Raw genomic sequence first — 16,817 nt, 5'->3', positions numbered from 1 at the left:
TGCGCTAGGCGAATATTTGGTGAGCTTGACCTTCTCTCCGTCCTAAAGGGGGAGATTTTGTTGGTCACTTACTGACATGAGGTCGGGAAGTGACCAACAGTGTTTCCTGCTTTATTGGCGAGATAATGCAACGCCTCCACAGGCAGTAGGCCGCAGTCCACGGCTCGTTTCAATATAACTACTGACGCATTGTCATCGGCATTTTCCGTGTGTCCACATTGAACACACAAGAACCGTGCCTGACTACCCCGATTTTCTACCGCTATGTGCCCGCATTTGCAGCACTCCCGACTGGTGTTCTTTGCGGAAACGTCGAGACACTGTCCGCCACGTTCCGCAGCTTTATAGCGACAGAACGTATGGAGCATGCCCCAACCCTGATCTAGGATGGAGCGGTTCAGTCCGGCTTTCTGCCGGACGTTGTGGCCTAACTCTGCGAGGCTGCCCGCAGCCGACCTGATCATATTACGGATTTTCAGATATTCGAACACCAGCGTGCCGTGGTTTTTGGCAAGCCAATGAGAAACCTTATGCAGAAAATCCGCTCTGACCCGGCGCACCGTGCGGTGCAGACGGGCCACCCGCAGTACAGCCTTGTGACGATTTTGCGAACCATTTTTACGGCGGGCGACAATACGTTGTGCCCGTTGTAATCTCTTTAGCGCTTTCCGGTATGCTTCTGGGCCTTTGATCCGGCCTTGTCCAGAGATCGCAACCGTAGCAGCAACGCCGCGATCAATCCCAATAGCGGGTAGAGTGCGTGGTGCTGGATCGGTAATCTCATATTCATATTGGATTGCGGCAAACCATTGGCCTGCGTCACAGCGTACCGTGACATTCCTGATCTGACCAGGTAATGGCCGCCAACCTCGAAAGCGTACCCACCCAAGCTTAGGAAGTTTTAGGCGGCCACCTTTTCCGGTCAGGCGCTCATATAGCGTATTTTTTCCATCCGGGAACCGGAAGGAATCCCCTCTGTTTTTCTTTCTGGATTGCGGGAATCTGGCTCGTTGGGCAAAAAAGTTCTGAAAGGCCTTTTCTAGGTCATTCAGAACCTGCTGTAGAACTTGGGAAGGGCAAGCCGTCATCCAGTTTACCTCAGCACGTAGTTGCGTCAGTTCTTTCGACTGACTGAACCGGTTTAGCTCATGTCGTCTGCCCCAAATTTGGCGCTGATACAGAGCAAGATTCCATAGGAATCGTGTTGCACCACCGATCTGGCGCAGGAATTCTTCCTGCCCCGCGTCGGGATAAAGTTTTACAACATGCGCGCGCTGGACTTTCATTGCTTACGAATTGTAGAACATTAAGGAAACAAATGCAATCCCATAAGCCTGATAGCTCCGATCCGAAGGTTGGGATCTTTAAGTCTTCATAAGGTAAATATGAATGCTCAGAGTAACAAATAGGCGTTCGCTTTTGAATTCTGCGGCCATCAATAGGTCAAAATACCACGCAAAAATCAATATTCACCTTTTCACATTGCGTATGTTGGCTGCACAGGGCATTGATGCCGCAATTGAGTTGGCCTGATGTTTGTACATAAAGCAGGGTGTGACCTTAATGGCAGAATGGGAGAGTTGCTCGTGCGGATAGCCATGATTGGTGGCGGGTATGTTGGACTGGTTTCCGGCGCATGTTTTGCTGAATTTGGGCTGCATGTTGCCGTAGTGGAAACAAATCCAGATCGCCTTTCTGCTTTGCGCGAAGGTCGTATCCCCATTTATGAACCGGGCTTGGATGTATTGGTTGAAACCAATGCACGTGCCGGACGGCTGACTTTTGGAGATGATATTGCGCAGGCTGTAGCCGGGGCAGAGGCTGTTTTTATTGCCGTAGGCACACCGCCGCGGAATGGAGATGGTGCGGCAGATCTGCAATATGTGCACGCAGCGGCCCGGCAGATTGCGCAGGCTCTTACAGGCTATGCCGTTATTGTTACCAAATCTACAGTGCCAGTAGGCAGTAGCCGCAGAATAGCAGAGATTATTCGTGCCACCCGACCGGATCTGGATTTTGATGTGGCCTCCAATCCTGAGTTCCTGCGTGAGGGCAGCGCTATTGATGATTGTATGCGCCCTGATCGGGTGATTATCGGGTTGGATCAAAAACAGCCAGAACGTGCACGCCGAGCAGAAGCCGTTATGCAGCGGGTTTACGAACCGCTAAAGAAGATTGATGCTCCATTGGTCTTTACCGGTCTGGAAACGGCAGAACTGACCAAATACGCATCTAACTCCTTTTTGGCTATGAAGATTTCCTTCATCAATGAAATGGCCGATCTGTGTGAAAAATTAGGGGCCAACGTGCAGGAGCTGGCTTACGGGATGGGGCTGGATGATCGCATTGGCAGCCGCTTTTTAAATGCTGGTCCCGGTTATGGTGGTTCCTGCTTCCCCAAAGATACGCTGGCTCTTTCCCGTATTGCGCAGGAAGCTCAAAGTGGGTGTCGTTTAGTGGAAACGACAGTGCAGGTTAATGAAGCCCGTAAAGCAGCCATGGCGGGCCGAATTATTGCGGCATGCGGTGGTTCGGTAAACAATAAGATTGTGGCTGTGCTGGGTCTGACCTTCAAGCCAGAAACAGATGACATGCGGGAATCTGCGTCCATTCCCATTTTGCATCGTTTGGCTGAGGCTGGGGCCCACTTACAGGCCTATGATCCGGTTGGTATGGATGCGGCCAAATCGCTTCTACCACCAGAAACGACATATTGTGAAAACGCGTTAGAGGCCGCGCAGGGTGCGGATGTTCTGGTTGTTTTGACGGAGTGGGAACAGTTTCGTTCCATTTCACCAAAAGACTTGGCGCAGCGTATGCAAAACAAAATTATTGTAGATTTGCGCAATATTTTTGATCCCGCAGTTATGCGCCAATCTGGTTTTTCGTATTTGTCTGTTGGGCGTCCGTAACGCCACAAAGCAGCGCAATGCCTAGAAAGCCGTGGCCGAGCAAAGGTCCACGACTTTTTTTTATGGAACCCATTGTAATTGAGCTTGCAATTTTTATACGAACAAATATAGAACAAGAAAAAGCTGAGGAGGGTCTCATGTCTTTGTCTGAACGTATTGTTTTTCAGCCATTTGTCTGGCGGGGTACCAAGTTAGAAGGTGGGGCCGCCATTTTGTGCCGTAATCCGGAAGATGCGCATCGTCGGATAGAAAAAGTGCGGGCGGGTATTCTTTCTGTGGCCGGAGCGCTGGTGGTGCGTATGCAGGTTGATGAAGAAGCTGGTGATTATGGAGAACCAGAATTTTTGGAACGTATTGGTAGTGTTCCAGAAATGGATGAGTAAGTTTGGCGCTAAATGAAAGTCCTATTTCTGCAAGCCACAAAACTTACAGGAATAGGGCATTATACAAAGTGTGGTAGATGCGGGGTAAAGTGGTGAGATATTACGGTGAGCCGCCAGCACCCGTTCCCAGATAAGGTCCGCTTGCCTTGGATGTATCAGGCCGGTAGCCATCATTTTCATCTAAGGCCGGGCCCCCATGTGGGTTTTCGTCCTCGTCCTCAATAATAGGCGGAGGGGCCTTCTGGTGCGCCTTGTCATGGAACAAGGGGCTGCTATCTGATGCTGGCTGTTCATGGCATGCAGTAAGAGCAAGCAGAAGACCAGCAAGAACGGTAGCGGATTTCAGTTTCATATCACGGATCCACAAAAATGCGTGCCAAGTGGCAAGCGCTTAACGTGTGCCAAAAAGGCGATCACCAGCATCACCCAAGCCGGGAACGATGTAGCTGTGTTCATCCAGACCACGATCAATAGAGCATGTCATGATTTGCACATCTGGATGCGCTTTTTGCAAGCAAGCAATGCCTTCTGGGGTGGAGAGCAAGCAAGTAAACAGCAGCTTGCGAGCCCCTTTTTCCTTCAGTCGTGTAATGGCGGCTGCTGCGCTGTGCCCGGTTGCCAACATGGGATCAACAACAATACAGCGGCGGGAAGAAACCTGAGAGGGAAGCTTAAGATAATATTCTACAGCTTCCAGTGTTTCAGGGTCGCGGTACAAACCAATATGGCCAACAGGTGCAAATGGCACCAAGTCCAGCATGCCATCTAAAAGCCCATTGCCAGCCCGCAGGATGGAAATAAAGCAAACATCGGGGCCAGCCAGTTGTTCACCCTGCATGGGTTCTAGCGGTGTTTGAATTTCTACCGGCTCTAATGGCAGCTCACGGGTGGCTTCGTAGCACATCAGCAAGCTCAGTTCGCGCACCAAGCGACGAAAACCGGCTGTGGAGGTTTCTGCGCGCCGCAAATGCGTCAATTTGTGCTTGATAAGCGGATGATCCAGCACAAGGGGAGGGAGGGGAGTAACAGCATGACTTGTCATGCAACCCTCTATAATCATGGAAAAGCGGGTCTGCCACGTTTTCTTGCAGATGCAGAATATGTTTTATCCAGATCGTGCGGATAGAGGAAAAGGAAGGCCATCATGAAGCGTATCTGGATGGATGTGGAAGATCTGTTTGCCTTTGCGCAAGCAGGTGCACGGCTTACGGGTATACAACGCGTTGTGCTGGAAATCTGCGCGGCTTTTATGGATGATCCGCATATGGCTGATCACGTCGGTTTTGTGCGACACAATGTTCAGGGCACCGGTTTTGTGGTGGTGTCTTGGGCGCAAGTGCAGGCGGTGTGGCAAGCTCTAAGTGGGCAAGATGCAGAGCAGCCGGAAAGGATGCAGATACGCAGCCTTTCTACCTCACACCTTACAAACCAAGGTCTGTTGCAAAAATGCGGACAGCATGTACCCGTTTCTGTGCGCGTTCCTGCCGGTAAGCTTATCCGAAATACCCAAAGTGCGGTGCAGGCCGGAGGTGCGCTGGTGCGTGGCTTGTGGGGGCTGGCGTCTCACACTTTGCACAAAAAAGATGATCTGAACGTGCAGGGGCAGGTCTTTTCTCCTCAAAAGGGGGATATTCTGCTTTCTCTGGGGGCTTCATGGTCTCATGCTATGTATCAAAAGCTGTTGCGGCAGTGTCGACAGCAATATGGCATGCGTATTGGGGTTTTGGTGCATGATCTGGTGCCGCTTTTGTGGCCAGAATGGTGCCAGTCGGGTTTGCCCGCAGTATTTCGGCGTTGGTATGAACAGGTTGTGCCGGAATGCGATGTTATTTTTGCTAATTCCGAATCTACCCAGAAAGATGTGCTGTCTTATGCGCAACAAAGCGGCAAGCCACTTTCTGTTCCCGTTATTGTCGTGCCTATGGGGTGTGGGTTTTCTAAAGCAGATCCAGCAAGTGCCTCTGCCTTTGTTCAAGAGCACATAAAACAGCTTGGGCCTTATGTTTTGTGTGCAGGCACGCTGGAAGTGCGCAAAAATCATGCGCTGTTAGTCAGGATCTGGCGGCGGTTATTGCAGGAACGCCCAGCCAATACTGTGCCGAAGCTGGTGATTGCTGGCGGGCAGGGGTGGCTGGTGGACGACCTGTTGCAGCAGCTTAAAAATAGCGCGTGGCTGAATGGCCATGTTGTGTGGATAGATCGGCCATCTGATAGTTGTATGGCGCAGCTTTATAAGCAGGCGCAGTTTACGATTTTCCCCTCATTTTACGAAGGCTGGGGCCTGCCGGTGACAGAAAGCCTGTATTGGGGAAAACCCAGCCTAACCTCTTCGGCGTCTTCCCTGCCAGAAGCAGGTATGGGGCTGACAGAAATGTTTGACCCTGATAACGCATCGCAGGCATTGGAGCTTGTACGTAACGTTCTGGATCAGCCGCAGCGTCTGGCAGCTATGGAACAGCAGATAAAGGCACATTTTCAGCCGACTAGCTGGAGACATGCAGCAAAGACCTTGTGGCAAGCAGTCATGTAATGGCCCGACGGCACGACAGAAGCATTGTTTGCGGAATGGATGGAAAAGGGAACGCTTGAATGGCTGTGAATTATGCCACGGTAACATGGGATCAGCTGCATCGTGATGCGCGTGCATTGGCAGAGGCACTGATGCCTAAAATGCCTATTAAAGGCATTGTGGCGGTAACACGCGGAGGTTTGATTCCCGCAGCCATTGCGGCGCGTGAACTGGGATGCCGTCTGATAGAAACTATTTCTGTTGTGACATATGATGAAGAAAATATGGGCAAGCCCCAGATTATTAAGGAACCCGTTGCCGCAGGAGATGGCGAAGGCTTCTTGATTATTGATGATCTGGTTGATTCTGGCGTAACCGCCCGGGTGGTGCGTGAAAAACTGCCCAAAGCCTATTTTGCGTGCCTGTATGCCAAGCCTGCAGGAAAGGAACTGACAGACCTGTTCATTACAGAAGTGCCGCAGGATACCTGGGTTTTGTTCCCGTGGGATACAGCACCTTTGTTTGTGCCGCCGCTGGCAAAAAGCAAAAAAAGCACGGTTGACTGATTTTTTACAATCAGAGGGTTGCCATACTCCGAATAGACGCTTAAACAAGCGCTCAGTTCGGGGCGTGGCGCAGCCTGGTAGCGCGCGTGTTTTGGGTACACGAGGCCCCCGGTTCGAGTCCGGGCGCCCCGACCATAAATAAAGCGGGAGGCAACATCATGCCGGCGCGTATTTATAGACAGTCAAAGCCTGCTGGTCAGTCCGGTTTAGCTGGCACCAGAGAATGGGTTTTTGAATACGGTCAATCTGCACAACGCAAGCAGAGTGCCCTTATGGGGTGGACTGGCAGCGCAGATCCGCAATCTCAAATACATTTGTATTTTGATAGCTGCGAAGCCGCAGAAGCTTATGCACAGCGCGAGCGCATTGCGTATGTGGTGGAGGAAGCTGCACCGCGGATGCGTCGTCCAAAAGTGTATGCAGATAACTTCCGTTATGATCGCATCCAAAACTGGACGCATTGATTTTCTCGCTTTTCCCTATTATGCGTAGGGCGTAAAGCGCCCTTAGCTCAGTTGGATAGAGCAACAGCCTTCTAAGCTGTGGGTCGCTGGTTCGAATCCAGCAGGGCGCGCCAATTTTTTCCTAAAATACAGGGTGCAGTAGGCGTTTGTGTGCGCTAAAGCCGGGTGTGTCTTTTCACGCTTCGTTTGAAAGTGCTGCCATGCTTACGGTTTTGCATCGTCTTATCCTGCCAACTGAAGGGCTGGAGCAATGCGATGCAATGTATGCGCGCCCTGCGTTGCCAGAGCGTGTGGCAGATACATCTTCCCAAGCCTTTCGGCTGCAGGCCGGGCAGGCATTTACCTTTGATACGTTTTACAATGCGTTTTCCATCAAAAAATGGAAGCAGGCTGGTGGCGTAAGCTGCTTATCATTGAGTGTGCACATACGCGGGCAAGGTGAGGTTACGCTTTTTCATCGTTCCCAAGCTGGTGTTGTCACATCTCTTTGGAGCAAAGAAATTGAGGGCGAAATACGCAGCACGGAGGAAATACCAGCGTGGCCTGCATTATCTGAAGGTCTGCTGTATTTTAGTGTAACAGCCAAGGCAGAGTGCACGGTAGAGGCCGCATATTTTGCAACATCCTCACCCATGGTGCAGGCGCCGCAGTTGGGTGTTGTCATCACGCATTTTAATCGGCAGCAATATGTGCGTAATTCCATCCAGCGGGTGCAAAAGGCGCTTTTGCAAGATCCTGCCTATCAGAATGTGATCCATTTTATTGTTATAGATAATTCAGCCAACCTTGATCCGGCGGAGGTTCCGGGGGCTAAGGTTATCAAAAACCATAATTATGGCGGCAGCGGTGGTTTTGCGCGCGGCCTCTTATATCTGCATGAGCAGGGCGCATTCACCCACTGCCTGTTTATGGATGATGATATTTCCTGCGAGGTTGAAGCCATCCGGCGCTGCTACGCTATGTTGGCCTACAGCGTAGATAAGCACATAGGCTTGGCTGGCACTTTGCTAGATGATCAAAAACCATGGAGTGTGCAGGAAAAAGGTGCTGAATTCTCAGGTGGGGTGTTTCGGCCTTTGCATGAAGGTGCAGATGTCAGGCCTGTAGAAAACCTCCTGCAGTTGGAGCAGGATGTTGGTAAGCCTGTTTATGGTGGTTGGTGGTTTTTTGCGTTCCGGTTAGATGCCGTGTCAGCCTATCCATTTCCCTTTTTTGTAAGGGGGGATGATGCACTCTTTGGTCTGATGAATCGTTTTAATATTATTACGGTAAACGGCATTGCCTGTTTTTCTGAACACTTTCTGAGCAAGGAAAGCGCTTTTACCCGTTACTTGGGTATGCGTGCATCCTTGGCTATTTACCTTATGGTGGGGCAGGGGCGCACTTTACCGGCTTTAAAAATGATGGGGCTGGCCTTTTTATGGTGTGCGCTGTCATGCAGGTATCAAAGTGCGCAGGCTATTTTGCTGGCATTTCAAGATGTAAGCCAAGGGGCAGATTTCTGGCGACTGAATCTGGATTTTATGCCCCTTGCCAAGCGTATTCAAAAAGAAGCAGCGCAACGTAAAGAACCAACATATTTTCAAGCGGAGCCTTTCCGTTATGAAGGCAGGCCAGAAACACGTGTACGAAAGTATATCAGGCTTGTTAGCCTGAACGGGCATTTGTTGCCGCAATGGTGTTTACGGAAAACACCGGCATATGTTGGGGAATATACGCGTGGGTTGCTGGGGCTTACTTTCCGCCATCAGCATATTGTTTATCGTAAATATGAAAGCTCGGATATTTTTGAGGCTGAACTGAACAGGCCGCAGTTTTTCAGCCTTTTGGACGCGTTTGTAAAAACAAGCCTCTCTTTTGTTTTGCGGGGTCCAGCTATCAGGCGCTCTTACCGTAAAAACCTGCCAATACTGACAAGCAAAGCGTTCTGGCAAAAGGTTTATCACGCACAGCCTAAGAGTGATTGAGACCATTAATTATTCTTTCACGGCTATTCGTGTGCTGCGCTATGGCCTCTATTCAGTAGATTGTTTATCAAAGAGCAATAGAACAGAGCGCGGTAAGGCTAAGCGGCATTCCGTGCGGAAACACTGAGAAAAAAGGCTGTAAAACGTATGACCTTCTGTGTTGTGGGCGCTGGATTTAGTGGTGCCGTTATTGCCCGCCATCTGGCAGAGCGTGGTCATAAAGTGGTGGTTGTGGATGAACGCTCCCATATTGGTGGGAACTGCTATACGGAGCGTGATGCCGAAACTGGCGTTATGGTGCACAAATATGGGCCCCATATTTTCCACACAGCAGATGAGCGGACATGGGCTTGTGTGCAGAAATTTGGCACGTTCAAGCCTTATGTAAACCGTGTGAAGGCCATTTCTAACGAGCATGTCTACACGCTGCCTGTTAACCTACTAACCATTAACCAATTCTTCGGTACAACAATGGGGCCGAAGGAAGCGCGGGCTTTTATTGAAAGCAAGGCAGATAAAAGCATTACAAACCCTCAGTCCTTTGAAGAACAGGCATTGAGCATGATTGGCCCGGAGCTATATCGGGCATTCTTTTATGGATATACGCGCAAGCAGTGGGGGCTAGAGCCTACGCAGCTTCCGGCTTCTATTCTCAAGCGCCTACCTTTGCGCTTCAATTATGATGATAACTACTTCAACCATCCGTATCAGGGTATGCCGGAAGAAGGATATACTGCCATTGTGCAGAATATCCTGAATGTTGAAGGTATTGATGTGCGGCTGGGTTGTTCTTTTGAGAGCCTAAAAGAAGATTTCCAGCACGTATTCTATACAGGCCCGATTGATCGGTATTTTGGTTTCCGTCTGGGCCGGTTGGGGTACAGAACGCTGGATTTTGAACGTTTTGTAGATGATGGTGATCATCAGGGCACGGCAGTTATTAACTACTGTAATGAAGAAGTGCCTTACACGCGCATTTCTGAACACAAGCATTTTGCCCCGTGGGAACAGGACAAGTTCTCTAAAACTGTTTGTTTTCGTGAATACAGCCGCTTGGCAGGTGAAAACGATATTCCCTACTATCCCATCCGCCTGGTGAACGAAAAGAAGATGCTCGAAAGCTATATCGAGCTGGCACGTGCAGAAAAAGGCGTATCCTTTATGGGACGTTTGGGCACGTACCGTTATCTGGATATGGATGTGACGATTAAGGAAGCTTTGGCTGCGTGCGATGTTATTGATACGGCATTGCAGGCTTCGGAACCCACACTTCCTGCGTTTTTTGTTGACCCTACCTGATAGTAATTTTCTGTAATATTTTATGAAACGCCCGTGCAATATATTTGCGTGGGCGTTTTTTTATGTGCTTTCGTAAAATTTATTCAGTTTTTATTGATAATTTTGGTGCTTTCTGTTGAAAAAGAGACAGGTATTCCATTTTTTTTGGTCTGATATGTCAAGAAACAATAGTTTCGTTAAGAACGGTTTTTTAGCCGTTTTTTATGCTTTGCTGGTGTCGTGCTTTGTGGTGGGGGTATGCGAAGTTCGCTTTCCATCCTTTTTCACCATAGATGATTCCCAGAACGAGTATCTGGGTTTTCTGCGCCAGTATGGGCAGACATGGCTATCTGGAGAAATTCCGTTCATCACCAAAAATATCTTTATTGGTGATAACGCAATGGTTGAGCTGCAGCGTGGTATTTTTGCGCCGCAGAATATTCTGGCATCCTTGGTAACGTGCCTTACAACCAACCCGCTTATTACGGGCTGGTGCTATGCTTTATGCAACGTTTTTATCTGCTGCATTTCCGGTTACCTTATTGGCCGTAGTCTGGAAATATCGCGTGATATTTCTTTGTTGCTTGGATTTTCAATCGCAATCAATCCAGTGTTTTTATACCAATATGCTGGGCCGTGGTGGAACGCTGCTAATGGACATGCATGGTCTTTGCTGGCCATTGCAACATATTGCCAATTGCGCCAGCGCATTACCACAGGCGGAGTTATAGCTAATTTTGCCACAACACTTGTACTTCTGGCCTCTGGCTGGCCACATGGGTTTATTGGTTATCTGGCTGTTGTAGCAGGTTTTAGCTGTGTGGATCTGGCGTATGGAGATCCCTTAAAAACTGTTTTCCGGCGTTGTGTGCCTTTGTTATTGGCAGGCATAGCCGCCATTCCTGTGTATTCAGAATACGTGTTTCTGCATCCGCTGCTTAACCGTGCAACAGGGTGGGAGAATGCAGATAACTTTATGGTGCCCAGCCTTTCCCAGCTATTGGTAACGTTTTCTCCAACCTATTATGAATTCATGAATTATTTTGGTGGGTATAAGTCTGTTTTTATACCTGTCGGGTTTTCCACGCTGTTTGCATTGCCGGTTGCAATTTTCTTCCGTTCTTCTGTGCATGATCGTGTGCTGACGGCTTGTTTGGTTATTTTAGGCATGACAACGGCTTTGGCTCTTATGCCTTCGCAAATGGGTATTTTGCGCTGGCCTTTGCGCTTTGTGCCGTATGTTTCTGTTTTTGCAGCAATTACAACATTCTATGTTTTTTCAAAAAGGGATGTTGTTGAAAGTTCTTTTAGGCGGAATGTATTTTTTGGAATCACCACTTTGCTATTTGTTGTTTCGGCTTCCAAAAACGTATTTGAACGGCCCAAAGTTGTTGCGTTGGAGCTTTTAACAAGCATAGCACTGGTGGCTGTGTGGTTTTTGTATGCCAGAAGCAAGAAAGTAAGCGGTAAAGACATTGGGCTTATTGTTCCTGCCGCCATTCCAGCATTCTCTTTGTTGCTGATGCTTGCCAGCATGCCTTCTCTGGGCAGAATTTATTTGCCGGTGAATGTGCTGCCTGCTCATGTTTCTGTGCCAGCCGCAGTGAACATGCAGGGTAATCTGCTCTCATTTGTGCCATGGAGTAGGGAGCACCCGAAGGAAGCAGCAGATCTGCAATCCAGCTTGTTTGGGTATTACAATATTCGTGCAATCAATGGCTATTCTCCCAATGGGCAGGATTATACCGATGCCATTTTAACGCATGATACGTCTCATACCATTTTCAAACCGGATGATATTATTCCCAAATTGGCATCTGCGGTTATGTTGCCCGGTAACCCCTGCTTGTTTGATCTTTTTGCCGTAAGCAGCATGGTAGTATCTTCCGATACTTATCAGAAATATCATCATGATTTGCTGGCTTGTGGGTATCATAAAGTGGCTACAGCACAGTCTGGCATGTTGTATCTTTCTACGCCTAAAGCCTATCCATCCAATCTGGCGTATTCCACACAGACAGGCGTAAAAGTGGAGCGTGAGACGGCAAATAGCATGACGTTCTCTGTGCCAGCACATACAGCGCCGGTGCAGATGGTTTTGTCCCGCCAATGGTGGCCAGGTTACACGGCACGTGGTTTGAATTGCAAAGTCAACGTAAGCAGTTTTCAGGATGTTTTGGTGCAGGTTGATGTGCCAGCAGGATGTGCTGGTAAGCTGACGGTTTCCTACTTCCCGCACACATGGCCGCTGGCTTTGGGGTGCTTGCTGGTGGGAATGTTAGGGCTGGTTATATTTTTGTGGCAATTGAGCCGAGAACGAAAATTACAGCTTATTCTGCAAATGCGCTGATACTAAAAAAGCCCGGAAATATTTTTGCCGGGCTTTTTTGTTACATCAGATCAAGAAAAATACGTTGGTAAACTCAGCTATTTTCTTTTTCTGTTGTCAGTTCATTTTTGTAAACATGGCGCCAGAAATCTTCGGTTGTCATATTTGGCAGCGCCTTTACATAGGCTTGCTGTAGGGCGGGCATGGCGCGTGCAAATTTTGCACAAAGTGCCAGACCTTCTTTCCACAGTTCAAAAAACAGCTTTCTGTTCTGGGTGGCTACGTAACCCGTGCGTGTGGCTTCGTGATAGTAAAGCACGTGTTTGAAACGGAAGATATCACGGAATGCCGCATTAAAGTCTTTGAACTGGAAGCGCACATCATCACGCATCAATACGGCTGGTAGAAGTGTACCGTTTAGAGTGACAAGCCGTGCCAAACGGCGGATACGCCCATCATGATGATGATGGTGCAGCACCTCAATATCTTTCAGATCATAAGGCACCATTTTTTCACTGGGTGTCAGGGCACCCAATTGCGCGCGCACATTGGCCATATCCATGTTGCGTACAAAGAACTCTGGCCCTTCCATCACATGCTTCATCGCCATAATCAGGGCTTTGGCGCTAGCGTAATTGTAGGAGAATAGAACGCCACGGAACCAGACCAGAAAGACATCCAGATAGGGTTTGGATTTTTCTTCCCCGTTCAGCATCATCAGTACCATGGTGGCGCGTAGACCCAGATACCGCGTCATCGGGCTTTCCTTGACGCTGAAATCTTCTGCCATGGAGCAGATGCCGTTCATCGTCACCAGCGGGAACTTGTTCTGGAGTGAGAATTCCGCGTCATCCCCACGCACAAAGAAGGGGTAGGGGAAGTGGCGTACGGCAGAAATGGGGAAGGCAAAGAACCACCAGCCACCATAGTTGGCAGCAGAATCATCCATTTCTGCAAGCAGAAGGTGGTGGACGTTGCGCATGTCCAGCATGTGCTTACGGGCAATCCACCGGCCTTTTACAAAACGCGCACCGGCTTCGTGCAGCTGCCACGGTACAGTTTCACGCAACTGGCTGCCTACAATGGCGGCACGATCTTCCGTGCTGTAGCTCAGCAGCATGTAGGCGCGGCAAACGGCCTCAAAGTCACAACTGGCATCGTCATCCATAAACAGGCAGTGCGTAAAGCCGTGGTCCTTTGCGTAAAGCAGGCCGCGGGTAAAGCCGCCCGCACCACCCAGATTACGGTTGGGTATAATCAGCGCGCTCCCTGCTTCATCAGGGGTAACATTTTGGGAGTTATCAACCACAATAACCTGCACGCGGTCTTTCCACTGCGGTGCACTATTCAGGTCGGCTTCAAGCTTTTGCAGGGCCGGAAGCAGGTGCGGTTTGCGGTTGAAGTGCGTGATAACAATAGCCATACGGGCATCACGCACAGGCCGCTGGGTGGTGGAAACATTGCCGCCGCGCAGGTAACCATCTTCCAGCGCTTCCACCCACATATACAGCAGGCCACGTTCCAGCCCAGCCCAGAATGGCAGCTCCAGTGAAACGGGCGTACCTTCTTTGAGTTCTACTGTTTGTTCAAACAGCCAGCGGTGGGGCAGACCGAGCTGATGCAGCCCAAAGCGGATAATAAACTTGCCGTTGCCTGCCAGCGTTAGGTTCAGGTTCTCAATGGCGCAGAGTTCCCGCCACCGTTCAACAGTAATGCTGTTAAAATATGTATCAAAGGCGGCGCGTCCGCCTGCATGAAATGAAAGTGTTTCTGGTGCAGCACGAAAAAGCTCAACTTTTTCATTCAGTGCTCGAAAATACAGATCTTCCGGGATAACGGACTGAAGAGCCGGGAAAATAATGTTCTGGAGCACCATTGGTGCACCTTTTACATGTTCTTTTAATATTTCTTGCGTGGCCATGAGGTAATATTATCCCTGAAAGAAGATATAAAGCGCCATAAGGGCTCTTTTAGTTTCCCGCAAGCGGGATGCAAACCCGAGAATGCCCCGTGGGAAGGAATTTCTTGCGTCGTGTTGCGAATTTGACAACAGGCTTCAGGCAAAATGTGTCGCACTTATATTTAAGCTTTTTGTGCTTTGGTATCTGTATAAACTGACCACCTGTGGCAAGCCTCAAAACCTGATGGCTTGCTGGGTTGAGATAGTCTTGTTCAGTGCTGAATGAGAGGGAAAAATTTTGCCATCTGGTTTTTCACCAGCATTTAGCGTGGTTGTGCCCTGTTATAATGAACAGGAAGTTCTGCCAATTTTTCACCAGCGGTTATCTGCCGTTATGGAAGGTATTGGTGCGCCGTGGGAGGTGGTTTACGTCAACGATGGCTCGCGGGATCAAACGCTGGCGGGCATGTATGCTTTGGCAGAGCAGGATGGGCGCGTAAGTGTTGTTAATCTCTCCCGCAATTTTGGTAAGGAAATAGCCCTAACAGCAGGGTTGGATCATGCGCGGGGTACGCGCGGCATTATCGTGATTGATGCCGATTTGCAGGATCCGCCAGAAGTTATTGCAGATCTGGTTACCGCTTGGACAGATGATGTTGATACCGTTTACGCCCGTCGCAACACGCGGGAAGGGGAGAGTATTTCCAAACGGCTGACAGCATGGATGTTCTACCGTGTTATGAAACGGCTGGGCAATAAGGTGGTTATTCCGCCAGATACTGGGGATTTCCGTCTGATGAGCCGTAGACTGGTGGACAGCCTGTTGCTGCTGCGTGAACGCCACAGGTTTATGAAAGGACTGTTTGCCTGGGTTGGCTTTCCATCCCGCGCCGTTCTGTATGACCGTGCCCCACGTTCTGCGGGAAAGAGCAGTTTCAATTACTGGTCTTTATGGAACTTTGCGCTAGAGGGCATTACCTCTTTTTCAGTGCTACCGCTTCAGTTGAGCACATATATGGGGCTTGGTATTTCCATACTGGCTGTATGCTACGGTATCTGGATTGTGGGGTGCACCTTGTTATTTGGTAACCGGGTGGCGGGTTACCCCAGCCTTATGGCGGTTATCCTGTTTTTAGGCGGTATTCAGCTTATGACGGTGGGCCTGATAGGCGAATATGTGGGCCGTATTTTTAATGAAACTAAAAAACGCCCGCTTTATCTGGTAGAAGCCTATCGCCCCGCGCAGGAAAAAGAGCGCACGCCTGAAGCATAAAGCCGTGCCCTGCCTATTTTGAGGCTTGACGGACAAGGCTACCCGCCGCATTGCTTCGTGCATGCGAGTAGCCGCCATTCTTTTGGCTGCCGGTACGGGCAGTCGTTATGCCGCCACCACGGGTTCTTCCATTCCCAAGCAGTACGTACTGCTGGCTGGACAACCCGTAATCCGTCATGCAGCGCAAGCCTTATTGCCTCATGTCACCTCTATTCAGCCGGTCGGAGACCCTGCATCCTTGAACGAGGCGCTGGAAGGGCTGAAGATTCTGCCGCCAGTTGCTGGGGGTGAAACCCGGCAAGCCAGCGTGCGGGCCGGGTTGGAAGCGCTGGACAAGCTGCCAGAAGCTGAAAAGCCGGATATCGTGCTGGTGCATGATGGCGCTCGCCCATATGTGACAGCGCAGGTGATCAGCAATGTGGTTTCTGCGCTGGAGCAGCATCCGGGTGCTATTCCGGCGGTACCGGTGGCGGATACGCTCAAGCGGGAAAAAGATGGTGTGATTGATGGCACCGTGCCGCGGGATCATCTTTATCGTGCCCAAACGCCACAGGGCTTTCGCTTTGGCCTGTTTTTAGATCTCCACCGTGGTGCGGCATCCGTAAGTGCAACGGATGATGCCAAACTGCTGGAAGATGCAGGGTTCAGCGTAGCTTTGGTGGCTGGCGATGAAGACAATATCAAGCTGACATATGAGGGTGATCTGGTGCGTCTGGAACGACTGATCGGCCCCACGCTTCTGCCGCGCGTAGGGCTGGGTTACGATGTACATGCGTTTGAGGAAGGGCGTCCGCTCATCCTGTGCGGCATTACGGTGCCACATACCAAAGGGCTGGCGGGGCATTCCGATGCTGATGTGGGCATTCATGCGCTGTGCGATGCCATTTATGGTGCGTTGGCTGAAGGGGATATTGGCCGCCACTTCCCCCCCAGCCAGAATGAGTGGAAAAACGCAGATAGCGCCCGCTTTCTGGTGCATGCAGGCCAGCGCATCCGTGAACGTGGCGGTATGCTGGTGAATGCTGATCTCACCCTTATTTGTGAACGCCCCAAAATTGGCCCCCATTCCGAAGCCATGCGCAAGCGTCTGGCAGATTTGCTGGAAGTGGATGTAGATCGGATTTCCGTTAAGGCTACAACATCCGAACGTCTGGGCTTCACCGGGCGTGAAGAAGGTATTGCCTGCACGGCCACAGTTTCTGTTCTGGTGCCATAAGTGGGCGCCATTACAGTTTC

General features: G+C 50.0%; 14 protein-coding genes and 2 tRNA genes. 12 read left to right on the top strand and 4 right to left on the bottom strand.

The genetic code is table 11. The annotated features are described in order from the left end of the window. Positions 1-68: 68 nt before the first annotated feature. A complete protein-coding gene (locus A4S02_RS07065; RefSeq protein WP_070323347.1) occupies positions 69-1,286 on the bottom strand; it encodes an RNA-guided endonuclease InsQ/TnpB family protein in 1,218 nt (405 codons plus the stop codon). 285 nt (positions 1,287-1,571) lie between these two features. On the opposite strand from A4S02_RS07065, the gene A4S02_RS07060 reads away from it, so the two are divergent. Together A4S02_RS07060 and A4S02_RS07055 are read left to right on the top strand one after the other, a co-directional pair. Then, a complete protein-coding gene (locus tag A4S02_RS07060; RefSeq protein ID WP_019088281.1) occupies positions 1,572-2,912 on the top strand; it encodes a UDP-glucose dehydrogenase family protein in 1,341 nt (446 codons plus the stop codon). Between the two features lie 137 nt (positions 2,913-3,049). Continuing rightward, positions 3,050-3,295: a hypothetical protein gene (locus A4S02_RS07055; protein ID WP_014457032.1), complete on the top strand. Its 246-nt coding sequence runs from the start codon at positions 3,050-3,052 to the stop codon at positions 3,293-3,295. A 100-nt stretch (positions 3,296-3,395) separates the two neighbouring features. Here the strand turns inward: A4S02_RS07055 and A4S02_RS07050 are convergent, their stop codons facing one another. Both A4S02_RS07050 and upp read right to left on the bottom strand, forming a co-directional pair. Beyond that, entirely contained in the window at positions 3,396-3,647 is a 252-nt protein-coding gene (locus tag A4S02_RS07050) for a hypothetical protein (protein WP_019088283.1), read from the bottom strand. A gap of 39 nt (positions 3,648-3,686) precedes the next feature. Continuing rightward, complete coding sequence (upp, locus tag A4S02_RS07045) at positions 3,687-4,355, bottom strand: uracil phosphoribosyltransferase (RefSeq protein WP_019088284.1); 669 nt, start codon at positions 4,353-4,355, stop codon at positions 3,687-3,689. 84 nt (positions 4,356-4,439) lie between these two features. Between upp and A4S02_RS07040 the strand changes: the two genes are divergently transcribed. The 8 genes from A4S02_RS07040 to A4S02_RS07005 all read left to right on the top strand — a co-directional run bounded on the left by A4S02_RS07040 (position 4,440) and on the right by A4S02_RS07005 (position 12,429). Then, positions 4,440-5,825, top strand: a complete 1,386-nt coding sequence (locus tag A4S02_RS07040) for a glycosyltransferase family 4 protein (RefSeq protein ID WP_019088286.1) — start codon at positions 4,440-4,442, stop codon at positions 5,823-5,825. Between the two features lie 59 nt (positions 5,826-5,884). After that, positions 5,885-6,370, top strand: a complete 486-nt coding sequence (gene gpt / locus A4S02_RS07035) for a xanthine phosphoribosyltransferase (RefSeq protein WP_019088287.1) — start codon at positions 5,885-5,887, stop codon at positions 6,368-6,370. Positions 6,371-6,428: 58 nt separating this feature from the next. After that, a tRNA-Pro gene (locus A4S02_RS07030) sits at positions 6,429-6,505 on the top strand. 23 nt (positions 6,506-6,528) lie between these two features. Continuing rightward, a complete protein-coding gene (locus A4S02_RS07025) occupies positions 6,529-6,834 on the top strand; it encodes an ETC complex I subunit (RefSeq protein WP_019088288.1) in 306 nt (101 codons plus the stop codon). Between the two features lie 36 nt (positions 6,835-6,870). Then, positions 6,871-6,947 (top strand) — tRNA-Arg (locus A4S02_RS07020). An 87-nt stretch (positions 6,948-7,034) separates the two neighbouring features. Then, positions 7,035-8,801 carry a glycosyltransferase family 2 protein gene (locus A4S02_RS07015; protein WP_026019252.1) on the top strand — a complete coding sequence of 589 codons (1,767 nt, stop codon included), beginning with the start codon at positions 7,035-7,037 and terminating at the stop codon, positions 8,799-8,801. Positions 8,802-8,948: 147 nt separating this feature from the next. Beyond that, entirely contained in the window at positions 8,949-10,100 is a 1,152-nt protein-coding gene (gene glf / locus A4S02_RS07010) for a UDP-galactopyranose mutase (protein ID WP_019088290.1), read from the top strand. 154 nt (positions 10,101-10,254) lie between these two features. Next, positions 10,255-12,429, top strand: a complete 2,175-nt coding sequence (locus A4S02_RS07005; protein WP_070323346.1) for a hypothetical protein — start codon at positions 10,255-10,257, stop codon at positions 12,427-12,429. Between the two features lie 73 nt (positions 12,430-12,502). Here A4S02_RS07005 and A4S02_RS07000 read toward each other — a convergent pair whose 3' ends face one another. Next, positions 12,503-14,329, bottom strand: coding sequence for a glycosyltransferase (locus A4S02_RS07000; RefSeq protein ID WP_070323345.1), 1,827 nt, complete (start codon positions 14,327-14,329; stop codon positions 12,503-12,505). A gap of 277 nt (positions 14,330-14,606) precedes the next feature. On the opposite strand from A4S02_RS07000, the gene A4S02_RS06990 reads away from it, so the two are divergent. Together A4S02_RS06990 and A4S02_RS06985 are read left to right on the top strand one after the other, a co-directional pair. Further along, positions 14,607-15,581: a glycosyltransferase family 2 protein gene (locus A4S02_RS06990; protein WP_070323343.1), complete on the top strand. Its 975-nt coding sequence runs from the start codon at positions 14,607-14,609 to the stop codon at positions 15,579-15,581. Between the two features lie 61 nt (positions 15,582-15,642). Next, complete coding sequence (locus A4S02_RS06985) at positions 15,643-16,797, top strand: bifunctional 2-C-methyl-D-erythritol 4-phosphate cytidylyltransferase/2-C-methyl-D-erythritol 2,4-cyclodiphosphate synthase (protein ID WP_003629590.1); 1,155 nt, start codon at positions 15,643-15,645, stop codon at positions 16,795-16,797. Positions 16,798-16,817: the final 20 nt, after the last annotated feature.

The organism is Acetobacter ascendens (assembly GCF_001766235.1).
In the GTDB taxonomy this organism is placed as follows: domain Bacteria; phylum Pseudomonadota; class Alphaproteobacteria; order Acetobacterales; family Acetobacteraceae; genus Acetobacter; species Acetobacter ascendens.
This window is presented reverse-complemented; position numbering and strand designations above follow the sequence as displayed.

Bases quoted from the DNA above. Each gene is read 5' to 3' on its own strand.
- A4S02_RS07060 (WP_019088281.1), top strand. From the start codon at position 1,572: ATGGGAGAGTTGCTCGTGCGGATAGCCATGATTGGTGGCGGGTATGTT.
- A4S02_RS07055 (WP_014457032.1), top strand. From the start codon at position 3,050: ATGTCTTTGTCTGAACGTATTGTTTTTCAGCCATTTGTCTGGCGGGGT.
- A4S02_RS07065 (WP_070323347.1), bottom strand. From the start codon at position 1,286: ATGAAAGTCCAGCGCGCGCATGTTGTAAAACTTTATCCCGACGCGGGG.
- A4S02_RS07050 (WP_019088283.1), bottom strand. From the start codon at position 3,647: ATGAAACTGAAATCCGCTACCGTTCTTGCTGGTCTTCTGCTTGCTCTT.
- A4S02_RS07000 (WP_070323345.1), bottom strand. From the start codon at position 14,329: ATGGCCACGCAAGAAATATTAAAAGAACATGTAAAAGGTGCACCAATG.
- upp (WP_019088284.1), bottom strand. From the start codon at position 4,355: ATGATTATAGAGGGTTGCATGACAAGTCATGCTGTTACTCCCCTCCCT.
- gpt (WP_019088287.1), top strand. From the start codon at position 5,885: ATGGCTGTGAATTATGCCACGGTAACATGGGATCAGCTGCATCGTGAT.
- A4S02_RS07025 (WP_019088288.1), top strand. From the start codon at position 6,529: ATGCCGGCGCGTATTTATAGACAGTCAAAGCCTGCTGGTCAGTCCGGT.
- A4S02_RS07040 (WP_019088286.1), top strand. From the start codon at position 4,440: ATGAAGCGTATCTGGATGGATGTGGAAGATCTGTTTGCCTTTGCGCAA.
- A4S02_RS07005 (WP_070323346.1), top strand. From the start codon at position 10,255: ATGTCAAGAAACAATAGTTTCGTTAAGAACGGTTTTTTAGCCGTTTTT.
- A4S02_RS06985 (WP_003629590.1), top strand. From the start codon at position 15,643: ATGCGAGTAGCCGCCATTCTTTTGGCTGCCGGTACGGGCAGTCGTTAT.
- glf (WP_019088290.1), top strand. From the start codon at position 8,949: ATGACCTTCTGTGTTGTGGGCGCTGGATTTAGTGGTGCCGTTATTGCC.
- A4S02_RS07015 (WP_026019252.1), top strand. From the start codon at position 7,035: ATGCTTACGGTTTTGCATCGTCTTATCCTGCCAACTGAAGGGCTGGAG.